The following is a 22,963-nucleotide window of genomic DNA, read 5'->3' on the forward strand; positions in this document are numbered from 1 at the left end:
CATCCTCATCCTACCAATTAAACAATCTGGACCTGTTCATTTTAATCAGGGACAATCCAATTAAGCTTGAATCAGGTATGTGCCTCCTGTGTTCCCGTTACTGGCTGAACGGGCAGGCTTTCTTTTTTGAAGCCGAGGTTGAAAAAGACATTGAGCAGGATGGCACATAGACTACCTGTTATAATACCATCGCTCACAATAATGCGAATACTTTGAGGCAGCTGTGCAAACAGATCCGGTACGGCAGTAACACCAAGCCCCAACGAAACGGAACAAGCGACGATCAGCAGATTGGATTGCTTGCCGAAGTCGACGGTTTGCAGCATTTTAATCCCGGAAGAAACAACCATACCGAACAGCACCACAGTCGCTCCGCCTAATACAGCACTAGGAATAATGGTTGCAAAAGCAGCTACCTTCGGAATAAGTCCGAGAAAGACCAGAATGCCTCCGGCTGCAACCACCACATTGGTTGTTTTCACTTTGGACAGCTGAACGAGCCCGACATTCTGAGCAAACGTGTTGTATGGAAAGGCATTAAATATGCCTCCAAGCACAAACGCGAGGCCCTCTGCACGATAGCCACGAGCGAGATCCTTCTCATTTATTGGCTGATCACATATTTTGCTCAAAGCCATGAACACACCCGTGGACTCGATAATTACGACTGTACCGACAATAATCATCGTAATAATCGGACCCAGTTCGAACGTCGGCCATCCAAAATAAAAGGGTTGTGGCAGGTGGAACCAGGACGCCTCCTGAACAGGTGTGAAATTCACTTTTCCCATAAGGGCTGCGATGAGGGTCCCCACGATAATGCCAATAAGAACAGCAAGTGACTTAACGAAACCACGAGCATACCGATTGAGCACCAAAATAAAGAGCAGCACCCCAAATGAAAGAGCCAAATTGTCCAAGCTGCCGAAATTTTCACTATTCGCCCCGCCAGCCATATTTTTAATACCTGTCGGAATAAGCGCAAGACCAATAATGGTTACAACAGTACCGATGACAACTGGAGGGAACAGTTTAACGATTTTACTGAAAAACACCGCACAGATGACGATAAATAACCCGGCTGCAATGATGGACCCGTAAATGGCCGGAATCCCATATTGGGACCCGATGGCAATCATGGGCGTAACGGCTACAAACGAACTTCCAAGCACCGCTGGTAGTCCAATGCCCAGGTACTTTCCTTTTCGGGCCTGAAGCCATGTTGCAATACCACATGTTAGCAGGTCAATGGATACCAGGTACGCCAACTGCTCTGCAGTCAGGTTTAATGCTCTTCCCACAAGCAAAGGTACCAGAATTGCCCCGGCATACATCGCCAATACATGTTGAATCCCCAGTGAAAAAATTCTCATCTTTTTCGTTTCGTTCATCCGCACTTGCCCCCCGAAATTAGAATCAACCCCATGAGTTAATTAATCATGTTATGTTGATTCACATTATATAAACTATTTCGGGAAGTTCCATGATTCATGAACGATAATTGTTACAGGAGATAAAGAGCAAGCATCGTTTTGGGCACATCAAACAAAATTTTCACCTTCAAATGTGATATTCTCTTACACAACCATGTTTCGCATGGAATGTCAGGCATCAAAAAAGCTAGCACATACTGTGCCAGCTTTTGTTCCTATTCAACGGAATATGTTCTCCTTCATCCACACCTTATCTCGAGGGAATCGGGAAGTCTGTTACAATCACATTTTCGACCCAACCGCTCAAGGAAGCTACAAATGCCTGATGAGCCGGGTGCGGACCGTATGCACGCAAGGCTTCCTGGTCCTCAAAGGTCACTCTCAATCCGAGTGTGAATCCCTGAATATGGTCGGTTTCTTCCGTTACGTTGATTCCGGCAGTCAGATCAATGATCCCTGGTATTTCGTCTTGTAAGGCAAGCAATTGAGAGACAAATTCCTGCTGTTTTGCCGGGGTAATGCTATCGTTAAATTTGAATACAACCAGATGTTCGAACATGCGATTTACCTCCCTCGTTACAAATGAGTAAAAGCTTAATTCTTTAACACTCTGCTCTGAACATGGTGAAGCAGCTTCTGCAACCAATCAATATTGCTCTGAATCGTTTGATAGGCATGGTCTCTCATCAACCAGAGTGCATCCATTAAATCCTCATTCGCATCAATCTGCTCTGGCTTTTGCTGCTCAATATACTCGATTTTATTTCTCTGTTTCACAATAATATCTTCAATCAGGTAAGCAATCTTTTGATTGTCCACCTTATCCAGATTAACTAGCGCAGCATAGAGGGACTGTACGTTCGTAAACTTCTGAAACACCTTATATATGCTATCTTCCAGCGCGAGACGCCCCTTTTCGGTTATGCCATACATGGTCTTATCTGGGCGATTCTCACTCTGGATCGTTTCGATCTTCTCGATCAAACCCTTCTTGTGCAGAACTTCAAAATTGTAATAGATCGTGCCTTCCGTAATTTTGGCATCGGTCTGATCCAAATGTTTGCCAATTTTCTTTTTAATATCATAGGGATAACAGTTCCCCTCACTTAATGAACCGAGAATAAATATTTGAATCGACATGTGACTGCCCCCATTCTGCTCTTTCAAAGGGCAAAGCTTCTTAGAGAAAATAGCCCAACCCTTTTATTTCTTATTTTATACCATCGCGGGCTGTTGGGAAGACTCTTGCACAAGTTCGGTTTGCTTGGCATTTTTGAAATGATGAATGGCTGCATTGAGTACGAAAGCCCCCACGCCAACCAGTGCCAATCCAATCGCATAATGTGCTGTTCTCCCACCACCAAAGAGAATATTATAATCCAGATGCGTAGAATAGAACATCGGCGTAATTTGGCTGACGAATTTGAAATATCCAGGCATCATTTCCGGTGACATGGACGTTCCGTTGGCAATCGATTGACTGAGTACAAACACCATGTTGATCAGCATTCCACCTTGACCCAGAAGCATGATGAAGATACTTGTAAACTCAATCGACACGAACAATTGCAGACTATGCACAAGCCACATTTTCAGAAACACTTCCACTCCGTATCCTTGGACCATAAAGTAAATACCTATGCCAACCAGCGGCGCAATCAGAGATATGAGGAGGTTAGTCCCGCGCAGTGCAAAGAATGCCTTCCATTTCCCCATTTGTCCACGCAGCTGCTGCATACCGCCAACACTCTGCATCGCATAAATCATGGCTCCAACATAAAGCGCCATCGTGATGAACATCGGTGCCATCTGGTTCTGCATGCCGGCAGGCTGCGGATTGCTCAGAACGATATTGGAGGATACCTTGCCAGTGGTGGATTCCACGATCTGTTTGGATTGCTCCGCGGGAACCTGCATGCCGTTCAATACAGCTTCGAAACTTTGAGCCTGAACCTGTGTTCCAATCTGGGAGGTAATTTCTGTGGCCACACTTTTCATTGAACTGGTAATCGTCGTTGGATTGGATTCATTAATCAAATATTCCAGTTCTGCTTTCCCGCTCTGTTCAGACAGTTTCTCCGTAAAATTACCCGGTATACGTATCACCATATGAATATCCCGGTCTTCCAGCCCCGTCTTCGCCTGTTCGAGCGTTTTATCGGTCACAACGTTGAACGGCAGCTGCTCTTGCAGCTTTTGAACGAATTCGGTACCAGATTGTTTGTCCTCATTAACAATCGCAACCGTAAGATTGGTTACGTTTTTGGGAATGGCACTATATCCGGACATAAAAACGGTAAGCATCACAATCTGATAAAAAACAATCATGAATATACCCGCTTTGACTCCCTTATGCTTCAGCATGTTCTTCACTCTCTACTCCACCTTGTTGTTATAATTTAAACTACTTGAATTAAAGTACTCTTGTTTGGTATATTTGTCAATGACCCCAACCAAGGAGGTAAGATGAATGAAGAAGAGCGCCATTATTTCGCTGTCTGAAATCACAAAATTCGAATCGAAAGAAGAAGAGTTTAGCCCTTACCATTGGTATCGCCACATGCTGAAACAGGAACCTGTCGTTTACAATGAGGAAACCGATTCCTGGCATGTATTCAAGTATGATCTGGTCAAAACAGTATTAAATGATCACGAACATTTTTCAAGTGTACGAAAACGATCGATCGTCAATGTGGGGTATTCAAGTGATAATGAGAAGGAGAACCAGCAGCATCATATTCCGGACAAGCTGGACATCCACAATGTGGACCCGCCGGAACACCGTAAGCGTAGAGCTCTGCTTGCTTCTGCCTTTACACCAAGAAGTCTTCGCCTGTGGGAACCCCGGATCCAGGCTGTGGCGGACGAACTAATTGAGGAATTTGCCCTTCAGTCCGAGGTGGATATTGTTAAAGCCTACACCAGCATGTTTCCTATTATCATTATGTCCGACCTGCTTGGCATTCCTTCTGAAGACCGCCTTCTATTTAAGGAATGGGTAGATATCATGTTCATGCCAACAACGGAAGCTACCTTCGAGCAGATCAATGAAATGAAAAAAACGGCCGGAAAACAATATTTCGAATACCTCTATCCTTTTGTCGTGTCCAAACGAACCAATCTGGCTGAAGATATTATTTCAGATCTGATTCAGGTCGAGGTCGATGGTGATCATTTTACGGATGAGGAGATTGTACGCACAACCATGTTCATTCTGGGTGCAGGCGTAGAAACTACAAGCAACCTGTTGGCCAACTCCTTCTATGCGCTGCTTTATGATAAGCCGGAACTATACGCCGAGTTGAGAAATAACCCCGAGCTTGTAACAAATGCAGTTGAAGAGATGCTGCGATATCGCTTCCATATCAGCAAGATGGATCGAATGGTCAAAGCGGACAATAACCTGCTAGGCGTTGAACTCAAAAAAGGAGACGCGATCGTGGCGTGGATGAGTGCAGCCAATATGGATGAGGATATGTTCGAAGATCCATTCACATTGAATATTCATCGTCCGAATAATAACAAACAGCTCGCGTTTGGATATGGCACGCATTTCTGCCTGGGTGCACCTCTGGCCAGACTGGAAGCCAAAATTGTACTGACCACTTTCTTAAAAACCTTCTCAAGAATTGAGCCCGTTGAAAGATTTATATTGGAAGAAAATCTAACGCCTTCTGCAGCTGGGCAGTCTTTAACAAGCCTTCCTATGAAGCTATATAAATAAATACAATTTATTGGGATACCAAAAAAGAGCAGATCATCTGCTCTTTTTCTCTTTCCTTTTATTCATCAATTCAGTAAACCAGCTCCGCCCATAATCAAGGGTGCAACTCTCTCAGCTAATTCTGCAGGAGATTCCTGTCTGCCTTTAAGATTCCATCGATACGTTAGTCCATAGATAGACCAACTTAGCATGGTGGCAGCGTCTGCTAATGTTTTTCGTTCTGCTTGATCCGTTTCCCTTGTGATGATCTGAAGGATGAGCTGCTCCAGTTGAGTCTTAATATTTTCTTCAAAGATCGGTGCAACTGATTCATATTTCTTGATACATTGGTTGCTGGAATCGTGATAGTTACATAAGGAAGTTATGAGCTGTTTCACGGTCACCTCCGTAAGAGGGGCCTGAGCATTTACTTTATTGAGAACATATTGTTCAAATGCGAATGAGAGGACGGATTCCAAGAGTTCATACTTGTCCGCAAAATGGGCATAGAAGGTTGCACGGTTTATGGTCGCCTTTTCCGTAATATCCCGAATTGTAATGGAGTAAAAGTCTTTTTTATTCAGATGCATTAGGAATGCATTCACAATTAGTTGACGGGTTCGAATCACCCGTGGATCGTTGGGGTTGGGGGAAAACACACCGGACATATTCAGAGAACTCCTTTGCATCAAACTAGTGATGTCCCCATTATAAACAGCTCCACTTTTGCCAACAAGTGAATTTACCAATACGACAATCTTCTCCCTCCTTCGTTTAAACAACACATTGAACAAATTGTCGGTTGAGCGAGGATGGGATGCGTTGCTATTATTGCACTCGTACCCCCGCATGAAGGTACAAAATATTGGAGGTGTTTGCACTTGAGTAACCAGCAACCGAAAGCTCTATCCACAGAATATCTGTTTCAACCTTATACGCTTCCTAATTTATCCCTGCAGTCTCGCATTGTCATGCCGGCCATGGGCAGGGCTTTCTCACCAGGTGGTGTGCCAGGTCCCGATGTCGCCGCTTATTATCGCCGCCGTGCCGAAAATGGCGTGGGTCTTATCATTACCGAAGGGACGGTAATCGACCATCCAGCGGCAACGAGTGAACCAAAAGTGCCTTCTTTTTATGGAGAAGCAGCATTAAACGGCTGGGCAGAGGTCGTCAGACAAGTCCATGAAGCAGGTGGCAGGATTTTCCCTCAGCTCTGGCACATGGGTATGGCCCGTCCGGCAGGATCACAGCCTTATCCTGAAGCCCCATCCATCGGACCATCTGGAATCGATTTGGAAGGAAATAAGGTAGGCGAGCCGATGAATGAGGAAGAAATTGAGCGTATTATTCAAGCCTTTGTTGATGCGGCAGTGCATGCGAAACGTCTTGGGTTTGACGGCATTGAAATTCAGGGAGCACACGGTTATCTGGTCGACCAATTCTTCTGGGAGAAAACGAATAAGCGCACCGACCGCTATGGTGGTGATCTGATCAAGCGGTCCCAATTTGCCGCAGAACTTATTCAAGCTATCCGCATAGCGGTGGGCCCTGACTATCCAATTGCCATTCGTGTGTCTCAATGGAAAATGAGCGATTATTACGTTAAGCCATACGATACACCGGAAAAGCTGGATCAATTCCTGGATGTACTCGTACAAGCTGGCGTGGACATTTTCCACTGTTCTACACGTCGCTTCTGGGAGCCCGAGTTTGAAGGTTCTGATCTTGGATTCGCGGGCTGGGTGAAGAAACTGACGGGCAAAACAACGATAGTTGTTGGCTCCGTTGGCCTGGATGATGAATTTACCAGTCTCTACACGCAAGGTAAAGGCGCCGGACACAAAGATCTGGATGATCTTCTCCATCGACTAGACCATCAGGAATTTGATCTGGTAGCCGTTGGACGTGCCCTTATCTCAGATCCGGCATGGGCCATAAAAATACGTGATGGCCGCGAATCTGAAATTCAAGCTTTTACTCGAGAAGCGCTTGCCACGTTACATTAAAAATATCTTAGATCAAGAACATGAATCCCTCTCATAGATGAACTATAATTTAACCAAAGTACCCGAATTGCCATTAGGGCAGCGGGTACTTTGGTTATTTGTAAGGCTTAATCAAGGACACAGCGAGCAATATCGTCCAAGAATATTCCTTCTTTTCATATTATAATGACAAAAACTTACGAGAAAGAAGGTGCAGCATGTGACTCGCGAAGTGCGAACTGTTGTATTTGATACCGGTCTGCAGCTTGAAGCTTATCAATTCGAAGGAATTATGCAGAAATTCCCCAACCACTTTCATGACTATTACGTCATTGGATTTATTGAGCAGGGCAAGCGCCATCTCGTGTGCAACAACGAAGAGTATATGTTGAATTCCGGGGACATGATTGTTTTCAACCCCCATGATCCTCATGCCTGCGAGCAGGTTGACGGAAGAACACTTGATTATCGCTGTATTAACATTCAACCCGAGGTCATGAGAGAATACGCACGGGAGATAACCGGACAAGACTACCTGCCCCGGTTCAGGGCACCTGTTCTCTATCAAAATGAACTTGTCAGTTCCCTGCATGAGCTGCATTTAATGATCCTGGAGGAGCAATCCGATTTTGGCAAAGAAGAATTATTGCTCTTGTTGCTGGAACAGCTGCTTCGGGATAATGCAGATGCTGAACCGCCCCTATCTTCTCAGGACGTCACGATCGAAATTAAACGCTTATGCGAATACATAGAGTCTCATTATATGGATAGTATTACGCTGAATGAGTTAGCTGAATTAACCGGAATGAGCAAATATCACCTGATACGACGATTCACCCGCCAAAAGGGTATCTCACCCTACCGTTACCTGGAGACGATTCGTATTAATCATGCCAAGCGTTTATTGGAGCAAGGACAGCTGCCGATTGAAGTGGCCGCCCAGACAGGATTCAGTGATCAGAGCCATTTTACGAATTTTTTTAAAAAACTGATCGGTTTGACACCCAAACAATACCGACGCATCTTCAACCATGAAGTCGACTCCAAACGGTTACGGGACAGTGTGTTACGATGAGGCAAAATAAAGTTTCGGTCGGTCACCTGCTCGCCTTGCTTACGATTTTGATCTGGGGAACCACCTTCATAAGCACCAAAGTGCTCTTGATTCATTTTACGCCTGTGGAAATTCTGTTTTTCCGCTTTCTGATCGGATATGTTGTGCTCTTTCTGATCTATCCTCGTTTGGTGCGGGTGTCATCGTTTCGGGAAGAGATGCTGTTTATGGCCGCCGGACTGTGCGGCGTCACCTTGTATTTTTTGATCGAAAATATTGCGCTTGTTTACACACAGGCTTCCAATGCAGGTGTCATTGTTTCCATTGCGCCGTTTTTCACTGCTGTGCTTGCGCATTTTTTCCTGAAAGATGAACCGTTAACCCGACGTTTTGTCGTTGGTTTTGCTGCTGCCTTAACAGGCATCGTGCTGATCGCGTTCAATGGGAGTTTCATGCTGCAGCTGAATCCACTGGGAGATCTGCTTGCTTTTGTGGCACCTGCCGTATGGGCCATCTATTCAGTACTCATGCGCAAAATAGGCGAGCTCCGCTACCACACCATCGGTGCAACACGCAAAGTGTTCTTCTACGGGCTAATCTTCATGCTGCCTGCCTTATTCCTATTCGAATTTCATTTCAAACTTTGGCGATTTGCCGATATGTCCAACCTCTTCAATCTTCTATTTCTTGGAGTAGGTGCCTCTGCCTTGTGTTTTGTGACCTGGAACCGGGCAGTAAGTCTCCTCGGAGCGGTGAAAACCAGTGTGTACATCTACCTTGTTCCGGTTATCACACTGGTTGCTTCTGCACTCTTACTGCATGAACCCATCACCTGGATCACGATGCTTGGTGCCTTGTTAACACTGCTGGGTTCATATATTTCAGAACGAAAAACTCGAAAACGCGTATCCGGATCGAGATTGTCCGAGATCCATTAACACATTTTTAGTTGACGCAAATAAGGCACGAATCCATTCCGGATTGGTGCCTTTTTTTACATGGCTTATTCTTTTCGGATACATCTATTCAAGCGCAGATGATGATTCTATTCTAGCCTAGACAAGAGAAGATCCAGTTCACGCTTCTCCAGATGTCTCCATTGTCCTCGTTCCAGCTGGTCCAGCGTAATATTCATAATTCGTATGCGCTCCAGTTTCAGCACTCTGTACCCCAGGGCTTTGCACATTCTGCGGATTTGCAGGTTAAGACCCTGTGTCAAAATAATTCGAAAAACATTCTCGCTATCCCGATATACCTCACATGGTTTGGTCACCACGTCCAGAATCTCAACACCTTGGGACATTAATCGTATGAATTCGTCTGTAACGGGTTTATCCACGGTCACTACATATTCTTTCTCATGATTATGCTCCGAACGCATCATTTTGTTGACGATCCCTCCATCGTTCGTAAGCAAAATCAACCCTTCCGAGGCTTTATCCAGCCTGCCAACGGCAAAAATGCGTGATGGATAATTCACATACTGAATGATATTCCCCTTGACTTGTTGGGCAGCCGTACAGACAATCCCAATCGGTTTATTCAGAGCCAGGTACACGGATTCACGGTCACCCTGTGGAATTGCCTTGCCATCAATGAGGACAATATCTCCAGGCTCGACATCTGCCCCTTTTTCACATATCTTGCCATTGATCGTTATACGCCCAGCCGCAATGAGGCGGTCCGTTTCCCTGCGAGAGCAAAATCCCGTTTCACTTATGTATTTGTTAATTCGCATGTTTCACCGCTTCTCATCTGTAATAAGGTTATCATCTCATTTATAATAAAATGAAGCAATGATGGTTAACCGAATGTACATAGAAAGAAGCAAACTGAATTCTGGAAGGAGCTGCTCATGGATAAAAAATGCATGAAAGTGCTAAAGAAGCTATATCTGCATTCGAATGGTGAGTACGACAGAGAACGTGAAGTGATGTTATATCAAATGAATACACTTACTGCTGCAGAACAGGATATATTAATCACAAATGGCTGGATACCCAATGATCTGGAGTTGATTAGACATGATGAAATCATTCATAAGCTAATTAATCTGCAGCAGAATAAACATCTGTCCTGGTCAGCGGTAACCCATGCATTTGTGGCCGGTGTTGGTGGAAGTTTCCCTCGTGGCATAACAACACTGGGAAGCTATCATATGATGATTCACATGCAGAAGCACTCTTATGAACAAGCGGAACGTTTCCTTTCTTGTAAATTCTGCGGGTTCAGTCATAGTGATGAGTCATGGAAAAATTTGTCCTCCATCCGCCATGCTCTCCATCAGGGTTATGATTACAGCGGGACAAGTGTAGGGGCATATACCGATTTGACGGAGCTAGCCTCCCTATTTGAACAAGGAACGGTTACACCGAGTGATGAGGACGTTCATACGTTCAATCAACTGCTTCGCAGTTTAGATCAGGCAGAGAACGAAGAAACTCCTGGAAAGTACGAGAAGCGGCTCACGGCTGAGAAACTGGTGAAAGGACATGCTGGCATCCGCCGCAGCATATTACAATCACTATCCAGAGTAGGCGTTCTGCCGAACCAGGTTCTCTCCCTTAGGGCAGATCACAGGACAAATATCGAAGAGCTTCAGAATGCCGAGTTACTGCTTAGCAATACGAAAGGACGCTCCGACATGGAGATGCCATGGGCGGGCTGGCAAGGTAAACTTGGCGTCAATTGGGACAAGGCCCGCCAGCTGTTTGGTAATCATATTCAAGACTAAGGAGTTTTTCCATGCATACAGTTACCCAAATTATTTTTAATCCGGATCACCCGAACCTGAATTCTGCTATGTGGATCGGCGGTGAACAGGCATACATTCAGGAATGGCCGCTCAATCCGGAAGGCCATCCCCTGTTGCATCTGTTCTCCATCAATTCCAGCAAGCTCTTGCAACATGTACACGTCCCGTATTTACCACCAGACATGTTTATCTCCGTTTTTTCAACGTATTCGGCTTCGGAATATTTCCTGGATCAGGTGACCTATACAGGAGATGAGCTGGAATGGAACGAAAACATTCTGGCTGGATGTACTTATGTGTCCGTAACCCCACATGCGCAAACTTCCTTAAGTCCAACCCTAACTATTCCTATAAGCGAAGTGAACTTTGTGGAAACCCAGTTAGCCGAGCAGGATTTCCCTGCCTTTTCGTTCTTCTCCTCGACTATACCTAACGGGGTAAACGGAATCGGCCATTTGTTAACCCATTATCAACTGGTGTGCCAGATCTATTCCGCAGATTTTCCAGCGCCCTATAAGGACATATTGGGGCTTTCCGATGCCAGCGGCTATTTGTTTTTACGAAAAGGCCCCGCCTCCGCTGAAGCACCATTGGATGGACTTTTTTTCGTACAGACTTCCTAAGTCCTGCATAAGTCATTGAGACCGGAAGTGAGAAGGAACGCGAAAGCTGACAACGACAACTCTACTCACTTGGAAAACCATATAAAAACAGCCCAAACAACCTCAATTCCGTTGAATTGAAGTCGTTTGGGTTTCGCTTGCTGCAAATTGGGTTTGAAATACATCCTTGAATGTGTCTAAACGGAAAGATCCAGACTGCCCCCCAGATTTGGATGCGGAGCTGGAACTGACTTTAACATTTCCGTAAGCTGCTGCCCTTGCTGTTCTGCCATGTTTTTCGACATTGACATCACTTGCAAACTCGCTGACTGTGCAAGCGAGCTTTGACTCATGGCCATTGATAGTGCTGCAATATCCATGTTCTGCACTCCTTTATGTCTCTAGTAAATGAGCGTACCTATTATATATCGGACAATGCACCGTAAATATGTAATCCAGCGAACCTACACCATGATGTTTCTCTGCAGCTTACAATTCATGCGGGAGGGATTTGATGAACGGAAAAAAATTTGTGGCGCTTTTTGCACTTTTATGCGGCCTAGCCGTGGGAGGTTTTGGTGGACTAATCTTCTGGATCTTAACCTCTATCTCTAATTCTTAATTAAATTGAACCCAGATGCTGAAAGCAGACACCTCTATACGCGAGCTGCCTGTTAATAATACGCTTTTAATTGACAAGAATCATTAAGACTGGATTAATCCATACTTCACAAAACTATGATATAGTCCATCCTCTTCAATGGTTCCGGTAACGTCATCCGCAATGGCTTTCAGACCCGGCTTCGCATTGCCCATGGCAATGCCCACATTGCAAACTCCAGTATTTCCGCATCATTCATGCCGTCGACGATAGCAAATGTATCTTCACGTGATATGCCATCTGTCAGATCCAGCTGTTTCACCCGCGATGAGCTTGGTACTGGTCCACTTCCACTCTCGCCACTTTCTCCATATGCACCGTCTGCCAATCATCGTCCTGCTCTACAACAACCACATATCCCTGACCTTTCCAGAAATCCACGGCTCCAGGCAAGAAGCGATGTGTATGCAAATACAACGTTGTATAGTGCAGTTTTGCCACCATTTTCTCCAGTTCTCTTACAAGAAGTGAACCGATACCGTACCTGCGATATTCCGAATCCACATAACATTTCACAATTTCCGCCGCAGACTGTGCAGGGTATCTTCCTGTTATTGCTTCGATTCGCCCATCATACGGCAGGATACCAATGGATCCGACAATCCTTTCGTCTTCCATGACTGCAACAAGAAAGACAGCATCGGCTGAATCCAGATAATTTTCTTTGAATTGCTCCAGATCTACCGGTAATCTCTCATGATTCATCATCGGAAATACTTCTCTGCGGACATGCATGGCAAAATCAATGGCATTCTCAATCTGATTCAGCTGAACCTTCATTACCTTGGGTACTGTCTGAAGCTGTGTCACAACATTCTCATTCCTATCCTCTATATTTGAGCCTGGTTTATGGCACTTACCCCGAACCTGGATTTTTTCTGAGTTCGCTCTCTTCCATCCATCTTACCCAATTTAATTTCTTCTATCAATCTATCTATACTCCTAACCAAAATGCTATAAAGCCCACGCGATCTGGGAGACTCTGCATACGATAAGGCGTGCTACCATTTCAATTTCATAAGGGGGAAGAACCGATGTGGTTATGGCTAGGTATCTCTGCCGCAATCCTGCTCGCTATCGGATACCTATATCGTTACGTGGAAGACATCCTTGAAACCAGAAAATTTCATCCCCATGCTCCCAAGCAGCTCTTAATCAAATTCAAAGAAGGCACCACTCCAGACCAAATGCAATCCCTGCATAAAAAAGGAAAATGTAAAGTTGCCGAAACCTATGAAGATCTGGGCTGGTATCGGGTAGAATCCAGCAAAATCATGCACCGTATGTTAAAAAACTATAAGGATCATGAACTCATCGAACATGTAGAACCCAATTACCTAGCCCAGGCATCTTATACCCCCAATGATCCTTTCTTTCCTTATCAAAACAACCTGCAAAAAATCAACGCGCCTGCTGCCTGGGATATCAGCCAGAGTAACAGCTCCATCAAAATTGCCATCATCGATACGGGAGTCCAACTGAACCACCCCGAGCTCGCCAGCAAGCTTCTGCCAGGTTATGATTATGTCAGTTATGACGCCATCCCCGAGGACGGCAACGGACACGGCACACATGTCGCCGGGATTGCAGCTTCTGTCACGAATAACGGGGCCGGCATCGCTGGTGTTGCTCCACTCGCGTCCATTGTTCCCATTCGTGTGCTGGATGACAACGGGATGGGGACCATGGGGAATGTGGGAAACGGGCTAGTTTATGCTGCCAACAATGGAATACAGGTGGTCAATCTGAGCTTGGGCGGACCTGTCGGCGATGCCTTTTTGCAGGCTGCGGTTCAGTATGCCTGGGATCGTGGCGCGGTCATTATTGCCGCTGCCGGCAATGACAACACCTCTTATCCCATTGTGCCTGCATCCTACCCCAACGTCATCGCCGTCGCCTCCACCAACCCTTCTGATCTAAAATCCAACTTCTCCAACTACGGTTCATGGGTCGATATGGCCGCTCCCGGCGACAGTATCCTGTCCACATATATTGGCAGCTCGTATGCCTACATGAGCGGAACCTCGATGGCTGCGCCACAGGTCGCAGGTGCGGCAGCCTTGCTTGCTGCCCAGGGCAAAACCAATGCGCAAATTCGAGACGCATTATGCTTCGCCTCCGATCCGGTATCGGGCTCTGGTGTCTACTGGCAATATGGGCGACTGAACGCGCATCGGAGTCTGCAAGTGCCGTAACTGGGTTCACTTAAAAGTAAAGTGAGATATGCTAAGTTAGATTTGTTTGACAAAAAAGGGGGCAAGCCCGTGTATAACACGAGTTTGCCCCTTACTTTTTTTGATTTCGTTCATTTACAGATCGATCATTTGAAATATTGTGCGCCTTGATTAGCAATAACCTCTTTGTACCAATGGAAACTTTTCTTTTTCACTCTGCGAAGTGTGCCCGTTCCATCATTATTTCGGTCTACATAAATGTAACCGTAACGTTTCTTCATCTCTCCCGTACCTGCACTGACCAGGTCGATCGGTCCCCAACTCGTATATCCGAGGATCTCGACACCATCCTGAATGGCTTCTGCCATCTCGGCAAAATGACGATCGAGATAGTCAATGCGATAATCATCTTCAACTGTGTCATTATCCAGCAATACATCCGTAGCGCCAAGTCCATTTTCTACTATAAATAATGGTTTGCCGTAGCGGTCGTGAAGCTGATTACAGGTAATTCGCAGCCCTTTCGGGTCGATTGTCCATCCCCACTCTGATGCATCCAGATATGGGTTTTTAACTGAACCAAATACATTGCCTTCAGTCTGGTCCTTTAAAATCTCAGGATCCGTGCTTGTACAACGGCTGGCATAATAGCTGAATCCAATATAGTCCACCGTATTTTGCATAAGAATGTCGGCATCTTCCGGCTGCATCTCAATATGAATGCCATGTTCTCTGAAGAAACGCTTCGTATAGCCCGGATATGCACCTTTGGACTGAACATCAATGAAGAAAAATGATTCGCGATCCTGTTCCATCGCCTTCCATACATCATCCGGATTGGACGTGTATGGATATACCGTTCCTGCGGCCAGCATACATCCAATCTTTGCAGATGGAATGATCTCATGACAAGCTTTGACGGCAAGTGCACTCGCTACCAATTCATGATGCGCTGCCTGATAGAGGATCTGCTGCTTGTCCTCCCCTTCCTGAAGGACTATGCCTGCACCGATATACGGGAGATGCAGCAGCATATTAATTTCGTTAAACGTCATCCAGTACTTTACTTTGTCCTTATACCGGTTGAACAACGTCTTCGCATAGGTTTCAAAAAATTCAATCATCTTGCGGTTTTTCCAGCCGCCATAAATCTTCACCAAGTGTACAGGCACATCGAAATGGCAGATGGTAACGACAGGTTCGATATTATATTTCAGCAATTCATCGAAGACATCATCATAGAATTGAAGTCCAGCCTCATTGGGCTCCACGTCATCTCCATTCGGAAAAATCCGGGCCCAGGCGATAGAAAGCCTGAAACATTTGAATCCCATCTCTGCAAATAAAGCAATGTCTTCCTTGTACCGATGATAGAAATCAATTGCTTCATGGGAAGGGTAGAATTCGTCCTCTTTGGGTTGAAACGAATCCAGATTACCCATCGCAATGGGGAATCGATTGGGTCCAACCGGGATCAGATCGACCGTAGTCAATCCTTTGCCTCCTTCCAGATAGGCGCCCTCCAGCTGATTCGCTGCTGTTGCTCCTCCCCAGAGAAAATTCTCCGGGAAGGAAGTTAACTTTTCAAACATCAAGGTTTTCCTCCTATTCGTCCTAAAGGTTGATTAGCCAAGCACCGTCAGCAATTTGTCTTTTTCATTCACAGATACATTTTTTGTGTCCACAACATCGAGATAATTCGAAGTATTTGTAATAATAATCGGTGTTACGGTCTCATAACCGGCATCCTTGATCGCTTGCAGGTCAAACTCCATAATCAGATCGCCTACGTTAACCCGGTCACCATCTTTTACATGAGCATTGAAATATTGGCCTTTCAACTGCACGGTATCTTGTCCGATATGAATCAGCATTTCTACACCATCATCCGTTACAAGTCCGATCGCATGTTTTGTGCGGTATACCGTTTGTACGACACCATTGATTGGGGATACCACTCTGCCATTGATCGGACGAATCGCAATCCCTTTACCCATATGCTCTCCGGCAAAAGTAATGTCGTTGATTTCTTTCAATTCAACAACTTCACCTGCCATTGGGCTAAAAATTTCGTATTTGCTGTTCGGATTTGGATCAAGTACAGGTGATGGCTCCGAAGCAGGTGTCGGTGCTGCAGCAGCAGTATCTTTGAAACCAACGACATACGTAAGAACAAAACCAAGAACGAATGCAACGGCTGTTGCTACAAGTGCCATGTAGAATCCGGAGTCAACGCCTGTTGCCGAGTTAATGAAGGTTGGATAGCCGAATACGCCAAGTCCACCAAACATGTACATTTTCGAACCGAAGAGTCCCAAAATGGCTCCGCCAATTCCGCCTGCAATACAGCTCATGATAAATGGTTTTTTCAGTGGAAGCGTCACACCATAGATCGCCGGCTCGGTTACACCGAAGATGCCCGAAATGAAAGCTGGAATGCTCAATGATTTCAATTTGGCATTTTTAGTTTTCAACATAACTGCGAGTACCGCACCAATTTGAGCAAAAGAAGCGGCGAACGACATGGCAACCACCGGGTCAGCTCCGGACGTGCTCAGGTTCAGAAGCATGACTGGCACCAGACCCCAGTGAAGACCGAACAGTACAAACACCTGCCACAAACCGCCGATCACGAGTCCTGTAAGGAGTGGGCTCAGATCATAGATGCCAGTTGCACCTGCACCGATCAATTGTCCTGCCCAAGTGGATACCGGACCAATAACTAGGAACGTTGCCGGAACGATAACAAGCAGAGTGAAGAACGGAACAAGGAACGTGCTAACTACTTTAGGAATGATATTTTTGAAGAAACGCTCGACTTTTACTGCAAAGAAGGTAGCGATAATGATTGGAATAACCGATGATGAGTAATTCATCAAAATAACGGGAATGCCCAGAAACGTGATGTGAATCGGTGATTCAAACAACGTACCCGTGAACAGGGTGTACAACGGATCTCCGGCAGTCAGACCGGACAGCGTAGGATAAACCAGTGTAGCACCGATGGCCATACCCAGGAACGGTGTACCGCCAAACTTCTTGATGGCCGTATAACCAAGGAATACCGGGAAGAAGTAAAACAGACAGTCACCCGTTGCATTCAACAGTTGGTAGGTTCCTGATGTGTCGGTCAACCACCCAAAGGATAAAAACATGGCTGTAAAACCTTTGATCATCCCTGTTGCAGCGAGTAAACCAAGCAGAGGTGTGAAGACACCCGAAATCATGTCGATAAATCGGCTGAACAGCCCTACTTTTTTACCCGATTCTTCCTTCGTTTCTTCAACCTGACCTTCCGTTGGCAAGTTGCCTACTTTTACAATGGCTTTATATACATCCGGCACTTCATTGCCGATTACAACCTGATACTGTCCACCACTCTGCATAACCGTAATTACACCTGGCAGATTTTTTATCTCTTCCGTTTTAGCAACGCTTTCATTTTTGAGTTTAAAACGCAATCTGGTTACGCAATGGAAGACGCTGTTCACGTTTCCAGAACCACCTACACGGGATAGGATGTCTTTGGCCAGTTGATCGTAATTCATAGTAATTCTCCCTCTCTAAGTAGACTCCCCATGCTTGTGAAACAAAGAAAACCTGAACTACTGAACATACACAACGTGCCGGATGATCCGGAAACAAGTCATGTTATTCAGCAATTCAGGTTTTGCCCTTAATGGTTGCAACCCTGTAAGGCTGTACACAGCGATATTCGGTTGTTACTTCAACAACTTCATCTTAAAGTAAGTTGCAACCAGTCTATACTGACCTGGAGTGACCGGCATTGCCTGATTGAACAGTAACAATCCGATTTTTGTATGCGCTTACTTTATGAATTTATAATATTATAACTTCTGCAGTTTTGCAAGCGTTTTTTTAAGAAAAGATTTTGGTCTTTTAAACTACTCTGAAGTGGCGTGCACCACACGTTCGATGTGAATCGACAGATACATCATTTCCTCGTTAGTCAGTTGATATGTGTAGTTGTTTTCAATGAATTTTTTGATCTTCTCCGAGCATCTATGGGCTTCGGGATATTTCTTCTGAATCAGTTCAAACAATTCATCATCATTGTTATTTTTGTAGTGCTTCCCCTTCACCAGACGCTGGGCAAAAAATTTCAAATGTGTCACAAATCGATAATAATTCAGCGAATTTTCGTCAAAATCCATTTTGAAATGGTATTTGATAATGGTCAGCACCTCTTGCATCACCTGAGTCATGCTTCGGATATTCGGCATTTCTTCGTTCAAGGCTGCATTTACAAAATGCAATGCCATAAAACCGGCCTCATCTTCCGGTAAAAGGACCCCAAACTGATCACAGATCATGTTGAGCGCTTCAAGTCCCACTTCGTATTCATCCTTGTATAACTGCTTCGTTTCCCAGAGTAACCCATTTCGTATAGGCAGATTTTTGCGGTAACGCTCAATCGCGAAATGAATGTGATCTGTAAGATGGAGGTAGATGCTGTCATTCAGTTTTTTGCCCAATTTCAGTTTGGCATAAGCGATAATCTCTTCGGAAACTTTCATGTATTCCAGTGGTATGCTGGAGATTAATGTTTTAAAGTTTTCCTGGATATCTTCATTCTGTAAAGTAAAGATCTTGTCAATAAGCTGCTCTGCAACCAGATCACCTGCCCGCTTTTGAAAAGCAATCCCCCGGCCAATGACGATGACTTCCCGATCATCCTGAATAGCAACTACAGCATTATTGTTCAGTACCTTCTCGATTTTCACTTTATCCACCCCAATATACAGAAAAAGACAAGCCACACCTGCAACGAGGTAATAGGTCCTGCCCTTTTCAACTTCAATATCAACGATATGTGCGTTCATGGTATTACAATTTTCTACATTCTGCAACAATAAATTTAATTTGGTTCCGATCGAATTATTTTATTCGCTCCAATCTTCTATGTACCGAAATACGATTCCAAAGCTGGTCAATTCGTAGAAGATGGACGAAACGGATCCGTTATTTTTTGGCATACATAAATTATTTCATAGCTCTCTTCTGTAAGGTGCGTGCCGTTCCAGTCCCTGTACAAGTGCCTCCTTCGTCTGTCTCAGTTCAATTCTTGTTCTTTTTGCTTTCCTTCTCCAGCTCAGCCTCGATTCTCTTGTTAATTACACTCATCTCATCCGAACTGAGTCGATCCACTTGCTTGAACTCTTTGTCGAATTCGTACTCTTTGGATTCCTTATTGTTCATCAGCCCCAAATGATTTTTAATCGCACGAATGTCCTCACGAAGATACAACGTATTACGATAATTATCTACCACAAGACCGAGTATAATGCCAATGACGATGACAGTGCCATACGGGACCAAAAGACTGACAATGGCTCCTGCAATTATCAAGACCAATATCAACAAATCATTCCACCTCCTCCAGCTAAGAAACGAATCAATACAATCTTTTCTCGTATGTTTCTTTGAGTGAACGTGCAACATCGTCCTCCGTAACACCCAATTTGCCAGCGTGCGCAGCAATAATTCGAGCCGGTTTGGGCAGCTGCTCCTTGGCAGGCCAGCTCTCAGGTTCCCATGTATGCGAACGTTTAAACGCTTTGCCGCAATGCATATAACATTCTTCTACCGTCACTGCAATGCCAAGTTTGGGCGTTTTGCCTTGTGTCTGCATTAGCGTCATCAGATCCATATCCCGAATGATCGCTGCTCTGCCATTAATGCGCAGGGTCTCATCAAGTCCCGGAATAACGAAAATCAAGCCGATGTGCGGGTTGGACAAAATGTTCAACAGCGAGTCAAAACGTCGGTTACCTGGTCGTTCCGGAATCACCAGATGCTGCTGGTCCACGACGTGTACAAACCCTTCACCGTCACCACGGGGAGACACATCACATGAGCCTGAGCGATTGCTGGTTGACATAAATAACAAGGCAGATCGGGCTATAAATTGCTGACAATGCTCATCCAGATACGGTATCGTTTTATTCTTCACCAGATCTCCCGGATTACCACAGATCTCTCTGAGGACGTCTTCCGATGCAATAATGTCTTTAAATGGGTTGTTATTCATGGTGAACCTTCTTTTCTATCTGATTGATCGATTTTGGAGGTTATAGATCAAACCTTTTTTTGATCGCCTCGGCTACCTCTTCAGGGCTTTTATGCGTATTATTAATTCGAATATAGTGCTCATGCGTGATTTCTCCAGGCGCTGAATTTAAACGATAGTTCCTCATGCTCTCGAGCAAATCTTGTTCAGACCATTCTACGTTTCGTTTCGTTGCCTTATGCAGAAGGCGGTGCGGACTACGGTTACGATCCAACCGTTCCGAGGTGTCTGCTTCCAATTCGACATAACACACTTGCCCGCCTTGAGAGGAAAACAATTCACTAATGCTACGAATATACGCTGTGTCCTGCTCCAGGTCGAAAGCCCACACATATGTGAAAATCAAGCCGGGAAGATCACTCTTCGCCACTTCTTCAAAAATTTCCTGTCGGAAAAGACCCACAAGTCTTTTCCCTTGGGGGCTATCATAGCTGAAATAGGGAGACACAAGTTCAATCGTCATGTGATTGTGAAACAATTTCAGATCCGTGATCTTCTCCAGTTCCTGCCCGACTGTCATTTTCCCCACAGCTTGCGGACCAAAAATGATAATAAATTTCATCTGATCACTCCTCATTTGGATAACCATACCATTTGAATTTTCTGGACATTCATCCATATTACCTCTTTAAAAGCAAATTAAAAAGAGATTTCAAGCCATCCCTTTTAATCAGGAGCCTGAAATCTCTTATTCAGATGTTAATATACGTGAATCAAGGTTACCTTCCGATCAACGCCCATCCCCACCTGATTCGCCGCAATCCAATCGCTATTGCCCATGAGAGTAAAAGCGCTGCGACATATGACAGAATAATGCCAAGACTATAATGTTGAACCAGTGCCGAGGTGAATTCCCGTCTCCAGAACATCAGCACGAATGGGTGCATCAAGAATACGCCGAAGGCAGCTGTTCCCAGTGAATTCAGCAGGCGAGTTATCATGCGGGTTCGATCCCGTTTTCTTGCATACACTCGTTCACATGTCATCAACAAAAGCAAACAGGCAGAAAGTGTAAACAAATTGCGGAACAAAAACAGTATCGTATAGGTCATGACCGGAGAAGCGGCAAAGGACATTTTTATGTAGTCATTTCCATAAATGAAAATGATGCCCCCACTTAAAAAGGCCAAGATTAGCAAATACCGATAAGCACGCAGTCTCTTCAACGAAACATCGAAGTTCAAGCCAACCCAGGCGCCAAACCCGATAACGATCAGGTAACTTGGCAGCAAACTTCCCATTCGCTCGAAGTGAAACTGCAGATGCAATGCATAATAGACAGCCTGTGCCGCAATAAAGAATAAGGGCAAGCAATATTTAAATAAACGATATCGGGTCAGCAAAAGAAGCAGTGGAAATATCGCATAAAACTGCAGAATAATAAGAAAAAAGTATAAATGCGTATGAGCTGTTCCTGTCAGCAATTGTGTAAGGAAGACCATCATGTGAGACATCGGATCATGGCCTGCCAGCAGCTGTTTAACCAGAAAATAAATCATGGACCAGATCAAATAAGGCACAAAAACATACAACAGACGTTTTTTATAGAACCTAAACATCCAGCCCTTTTCCTTTGTTCCGGCACTGTAGTTGTAGAACAATACAAGAGAGGACAGAAACAGAAATGCAGGCACCGCAAATTGCAGAAAACTGTTCCAGAAATAATAAAAATCATGATCGATCGATTGCTTGGGGTAATGCGCAACTGCTGTGGATGTCGCATGGATGGCAACCACTGCCATGATGGCAAAAGCCCGATAGAGATCCAGATACTCAATTCGTTTGGGCCGATTAACCGGTTGATTCATAATAAAACCTCACTTATGACTGATATGGGATGATAGTTTCCGGCCGCAATCCAGATTCTACGCTTCATTGTAATCAGCCTGCGAGGGTTATACAATCGATATCCATATTATTTTCGCCATTTCACATCATTATTCAGCATTATTCGACATCGCTAATCCAGAATCGCTCTACGACGTTTCCGTCCGGCTCTATATAATCTTGATCCTGAACACCTCCATTTCGAAGAATGACTTTTTTGGAAGCTGTATTGTGGGAGTCGCACACAACCAGCACATTGACAATACCGAGCTCCCTCGCCTTTTTTAGACTCAACTCCAGAATCCGGGAACCGTACCCGTTCTGCCGCTCTCCCGGGCGAATTCCGTAGCCGATATGTCCACCACTGTTGAACAGTTTGTCGGTAAGTTCATGCCTGATATTTACAGCTCCCACCACATTGTCGCTCTCCGTTACCAGCCAAAATGTACTGTCCTTCACCCATCCTTCAGGGATGTCCATTCCTTGTTCGCTTCGACGTAAAGAGGCTATCATTTCTTCAAAATTACTGGGATCTTTGGCAATAACCCAAGGTACCATCAATTCTCCACTTTTGAGCCAGTCCTGATAAAATGCCATGTAAGCTGCTTTATACACAACTGAGGGTTTAACCAGTCTGACTTGTTCTTTTACCATACGAAGTACACTCTCCTCATTCTG

24 protein-coding genes are annotated in these 22,963 nt (G+C 44.9%); 7 read left to right on the forward strand and 17 right to left on the reverse strand.

The window, feature by feature from the left end; all coding sequences use genetic code 11:
* Positions 1-71: 71 nt before the first annotated feature.
* The 4 genes from AAIH57_RS08540 to AAIH57_RS08555 form a co-directional block, all read right to left on the reverse strand.
* Complete coding sequence (locus AAIH57_RS08540; RefSeq protein ID WP_430021251.1) at positions 72-1,391, reverse strand: nucleobase:cation symporter-2 family protein; 1,320 nt, start codon at positions 1,389-1,391, stop codon at positions 72-74.
* A 292-nt stretch (positions 1,392-1,683) separates the two neighbouring features.
* Complete coding sequence (locus AAIH57_RS08545) at positions 1,684-1,992, reverse strand: Dabb family protein (protein ID WP_175399078.1); 309 nt, start codon at positions 1,990-1,992, stop codon at positions 1,684-1,686.
* Between the two features lie 35 nt (positions 1,993-2,027).
* The gene (locus AAIH57_RS08550; RefSeq protein ID WP_175399079.1) at positions 2,028-2,573 is read right to left on the reverse strand and encodes a PadR family transcriptional regulator; all 546 of its coding nucleotides are present in this window, start codon (positions 2,571-2,573) and stop codon (positions 2,028-2,030) included.
* A 75-nt stretch (positions 2,574-2,648) separates the two neighbouring features.
* Complete coding sequence (locus AAIH57_RS08555; protein WP_217506610.1) at positions 2,649-3,797, reverse strand: YhgE/Pip domain-containing protein; 1,149 nt, start codon at positions 3,795-3,797, stop codon at positions 2,649-2,651.
* A 106-nt stretch (positions 3,798-3,903) separates the two neighbouring features.
* On the opposite strand from AAIH57_RS08555, the gene AAIH57_RS08560 reads away from it, so the two are divergent.
* Entirely contained in the window at positions 3,904-5,157 is a 1,254-nt protein-coding gene (locus AAIH57_RS08560) for a cytochrome P450 (protein ID WP_430021252.1), read from the forward strand.
* Between the two features lie 65 nt (positions 5,158-5,222).
* Here AAIH57_RS08560 and AAIH57_RS08565 read toward each other — a convergent pair whose 3' ends face one another.
* Positions 5,223-5,804 (reverse strand): TetR/AcrR family transcriptional regulator, encoded by a 582-nt coding sequence (locus AAIH57_RS08565; RefSeq protein ID WP_430021253.1) that lies wholly within the window; start codon positions 5,802-5,804, stop codon positions 5,223-5,225.
* 213 nt (positions 5,805-6,017) lie between these two features.
* Here AAIH57_RS08565 and AAIH57_RS08570 point away from each other — a divergent pair, with 213 nt between their 5' ends.
* From AAIH57_RS08570 to AAIH57_RS08580, 3 genes are all read left to right on the forward strand, one after another.
* Positions 6,018-7,142 carry an NADH:flavin oxidoreductase gene (locus tag AAIH57_RS08570; RefSeq protein ID WP_430021254.1) on the forward strand — a complete coding sequence of 375 codons (1,125 nt, stop codon included), beginning with the start codon at positions 6,018-6,020 and terminating at the stop codon, positions 7,140-7,142.
* A 199-nt stretch (positions 7,143-7,341) separates the two neighbouring features.
* Positions 7,342-8,196, forward strand: a complete 855-nt coding sequence (locus AAIH57_RS08575; protein ID WP_175399084.1) for an AraC family ligand binding domain-containing protein — start codon at positions 7,342-7,344, stop codon at positions 8,194-8,196.
* Positions 8,193-9,113: a DMT family transporter gene (locus AAIH57_RS08580; protein ID WP_430021256.1), complete on the forward strand. Its 921-nt coding sequence runs from the start codon at positions 8,193-8,195 to the stop codon at positions 9,111-9,113. The genes AAIH57_RS08575 and AAIH57_RS08580 overlap by 4 nt, the downstream gene beginning before the upstream one ends.
* 107 nt (positions 9,114-9,220) lie before the next feature.
* Here the strand turns inward: AAIH57_RS08580 and AAIH57_RS08585 are convergent, their stop codons facing one another.
* The gene (locus AAIH57_RS08585) at positions 9,221-9,913 is read right to left on the reverse strand and encodes a pseudouridine synthase (protein WP_430021257.1); all 693 of its coding nucleotides are present in this window, start codon (positions 9,911-9,913) and stop codon (positions 9,221-9,223) included.
* A gap of 117 nt (positions 9,914-10,030) precedes the next feature.
* On the opposite strand from AAIH57_RS08585, the gene AAIH57_RS08590 reads away from it, so the two are divergent.
* Together AAIH57_RS08590 and AAIH57_RS08595 are read left to right on the forward strand one after the other, a co-directional pair.
* Positions 10,031-10,909, forward strand: a complete 879-nt coding sequence (locus AAIH57_RS08590) for a hypothetical protein (RefSeq protein ID WP_430021259.1) — start codon at positions 10,031-10,033, stop codon at positions 10,907-10,909.
* Positions 10,910-10,920: 11 nt separating this feature from the next.
* Positions 10,921-11,553, forward strand: coding sequence for a hypothetical protein (locus tag AAIH57_RS08595; protein WP_430021260.1), 633 nt, complete (start codon positions 10,921-10,923; stop codon positions 11,551-11,553).
* 176 nt (positions 11,554-11,729) lie between these two features.
* On the opposite strand, the gene AAIH57_RS08600 is transcribed toward AAIH57_RS08595, so the two are convergent.
* The 3 genes from AAIH57_RS08600 to AAIH57_RS08610 all read right to left on the reverse strand — a co-directional run bounded on the left by AAIH57_RS08600 (position 11,730) and on the right by AAIH57_RS08610 (position 13,003).
* Entirely contained in the window at positions 11,730-11,912 is a 183-nt protein-coding gene (locus tag AAIH57_RS08600) for a YjfB family protein (RefSeq protein ID WP_175399089.1), read from the reverse strand.
* 325 nt (positions 11,913-12,237) lie between these two features.
* On the reverse strand, positions 12,238-12,360 hold the full coding sequence (locus AAIH57_RS08605; RefSeq protein WP_376768995.1) for an HAD hydrolase family protein: 123 nt from the start codon (positions 12,358-12,360) through the stop codon (positions 12,238-12,240).
* 91 nt (positions 12,361-12,451) lie between these two features.
* Positions 12,452-13,003: a GNAT family N-acetyltransferase gene (locus tag AAIH57_RS08610; protein ID WP_430021262.1), complete on the reverse strand. Its 552-nt coding sequence runs from the start codon at positions 13,001-13,003 to the stop codon at positions 12,452-12,454.
* 224 nt (positions 13,004-13,227) lie between these two features.
* Between AAIH57_RS08610 and AAIH57_RS08615 the strand changes: the two genes are divergently transcribed.
* Positions 13,228-14,388, forward strand: a complete 1,161-nt coding sequence (locus tag AAIH57_RS08615) for a S8 family peptidase (protein WP_430021264.1) — start codon at positions 13,228-13,230, stop codon at positions 14,386-14,388.
* A 125-nt stretch (positions 14,389-14,513) separates the two neighbouring features.
* Here the strand turns inward: AAIH57_RS08615 and AAIH57_RS08620 are convergent, their stop codons facing one another.
* The 8 genes from AAIH57_RS08620 to AAIH57_RS08655 form a co-directional block, all read right to left on the reverse strand.
* Positions 14,514-15,959 carry a 6-phospho-beta-glucosidase gene (locus AAIH57_RS08620; protein ID WP_175399092.1) on the reverse strand — a complete coding sequence of 482 codons (1,446 nt, stop codon included), beginning with the start codon at positions 15,957-15,959 and terminating at the stop codon, positions 14,514-14,516.
* A gap of 33 nt (positions 15,960-15,992) precedes the next feature.
* The gene (locus AAIH57_RS08625) at positions 15,993-17,915 is read right to left on the reverse strand and encodes a beta-glucoside-specific PTS transporter subunit IIABC (protein ID WP_430021265.1); all 1,923 of its coding nucleotides are present in this window, start codon (positions 17,913-17,915) and stop codon (positions 15,993-15,995) included.
* 357 nt (positions 17,916-18,272) lie between these two features.
* Positions 18,273-19,112, reverse strand: coding sequence for a BglG family transcription antiterminator LicT (licT, locus tag AAIH57_RS08630; RefSeq protein ID WP_175399170.1), 840 nt, complete (start codon positions 19,110-19,112; stop codon positions 18,273-18,275).
* Between the two features lie 334 nt (positions 19,113-19,446).
* Positions 19,447-19,752, reverse strand: a complete 306-nt coding sequence (locus tag AAIH57_RS08635) for a hypothetical protein (protein WP_175399094.1) — start codon at positions 19,750-19,752, stop codon at positions 19,447-19,449.
* 31 nt (positions 19,753-19,783) lie between these two features.
* Entirely contained in the window at positions 19,784-20,419 is a 636-nt protein-coding gene (locus tag AAIH57_RS08640; RefSeq protein WP_175399095.1) for a pyridoxamine 5'-phosphate oxidase family protein, read from the reverse strand.
* Positions 20,420-20,459: 40 nt separating this feature from the next.
* On the reverse strand, positions 20,460-21,020 hold the full coding sequence (locus AAIH57_RS08645; RefSeq protein WP_175399096.1) for an AAA family ATPase: 561 nt from the start codon (positions 21,018-21,020) through the stop codon (positions 20,460-20,462).
* 157 nt (positions 21,021-21,177) lie between these two features.
* Complete coding sequence (locus tag AAIH57_RS08650; protein ID WP_430021267.1) at positions 21,178-22,266, reverse strand: acyltransferase; 1,089 nt, start codon at positions 22,264-22,266, stop codon at positions 21,178-21,180.
* A 139-nt stretch (positions 22,267-22,405) separates the two neighbouring features.
* Complete coding sequence (locus tag AAIH57_RS08655; RefSeq protein ID WP_175399098.1) at positions 22,406-22,939, reverse strand: GNAT family N-acetyltransferase; 534 nt, start codon at positions 22,937-22,939, stop codon at positions 22,406-22,408.
* Between the last annotated feature and the right edge of the window lie 24 nt (positions 22,940-22,963).

The sequence above is a fragment of the Paenibacillus sp. MABNR03 genome, from assembly GCF_050455445.1.
GTDB lineage: Bacteria > Bacillota > Bacilli > Paenibacillales > Paenibacillaceae > Paenibacillus > Paenibacillus xylanilyticus.

Coding starts and splice junctions, on each gene's coding strand:
- AAIH57_RS08540 (WP_430021251.1), bottom strand. CDS start 1,391: ATGAACGAAACGAAAAAGATGAGAATTTTTTCACTGGGGATTCAACAT.
- AAIH57_RS08545 (WP_175399078.1), bottom strand. CDS start 1,992: ATGTTCGAACATCTGGTTGTATTCAAATTTAACGATAGCATTACCCCG.
- AAIH57_RS08550 (WP_175399079.1), bottom strand. CDS start 2,573: ATGTCGATTCAAATATTTATTCTCGGTTCATTAAGTGAGGGGAACTGT.
- AAIH57_RS08555 (WP_217506610.1), bottom strand. CDS start 3,797: ATGCTGAAGCATAAGGGAGTCAAAGCGGGTATATTCATGATTGTTTTT.
- AAIH57_RS08560 (WP_430021252.1), top strand. CDS start 3,904: ATGAAGAAGAGCGCCATTATTTCGCTGTCTGAAATCACAAAATTCGAA.
- AAIH57_RS08565 (WP_430021253.1), bottom strand. CDS start 5,804: ATGTCCGGTGTGTTTTCCCCCAACCCCAACGATCCACGGGTGATTCGA.
- AAIH57_RS08580 (WP_430021256.1), top strand. CDS start 8,193: ATGAGGCAAAATAAAGTTTCGGTCGGTCACCTGCTCGCCTTGCTTACG.
- AAIH57_RS08585 (WP_430021257.1), bottom strand. CDS start 9,913: ATGCGAATTAACAAATACATAAGTGAAACGGGATTTTGCTCTCGCAGG.
- AAIH57_RS08590 (WP_430021259.1), top strand. CDS start 10,031: ATGGATAAAAAATGCATGAAAGTGCTAAAGAAGCTATATCTGCATTCG.
- AAIH57_RS08595 (WP_430021260.1), top strand. CDS start 10,921: ATGCATACAGTTACCCAAATTATTTTTAATCCGGATCACCCGAACCTG.
- AAIH57_RS08600 (WP_175399089.1), bottom strand. CDS start 11,912: ATGGATATTGCAGCACTATCAATGGCCATGAGTCAAAGCTCGCTTGCA.
- AAIH57_RS08615 (WP_430021264.1), top strand. CDS start 13,228: ATGTGGTTATGGCTAGGTATCTCTGCCGCAATCCTGCTCGCTATCGGA.
- AAIH57_RS08620 (WP_175399092.1), bottom strand. CDS start 15,959: ATGTTTGAAAAGTTAACTTCCTTCCCGGAGAATTTTCTCTGGGGAGGA.
- AAIH57_RS08625 (WP_430021265.1), bottom strand. CDS start 17,915: ATGAATTACGATCAACTGGCCAAAGACATCCTATCCCGTGTAGGTGGT.
- AAIH57_RS08640 (WP_175399095.1), bottom strand. CDS start 20,419: ATGAATAACAACCCATTTAAAGACATTATTGCATCGGAAGACGTCCTC.
- AAIH57_RS08645 (WP_175399096.1), bottom strand. CDS start 21,020: ATGAAATTTATTATCATTTTTGGTCCGCAAGCTGTGGGGAAAATGACA.
- AAIH57_RS08650 (WP_430021267.1), bottom strand. CDS start 22,266: ATGAATCAACCGGTTAATCGGCCCAAACGAATTGAGTATCTGGATCTC.
- AAIH57_RS08655 (WP_175399098.1), bottom strand. CDS start 22,939: ATGGTAAAAGAACAAGTCAGACTGGTTAAACCCTCAGTTGTGTATAAA.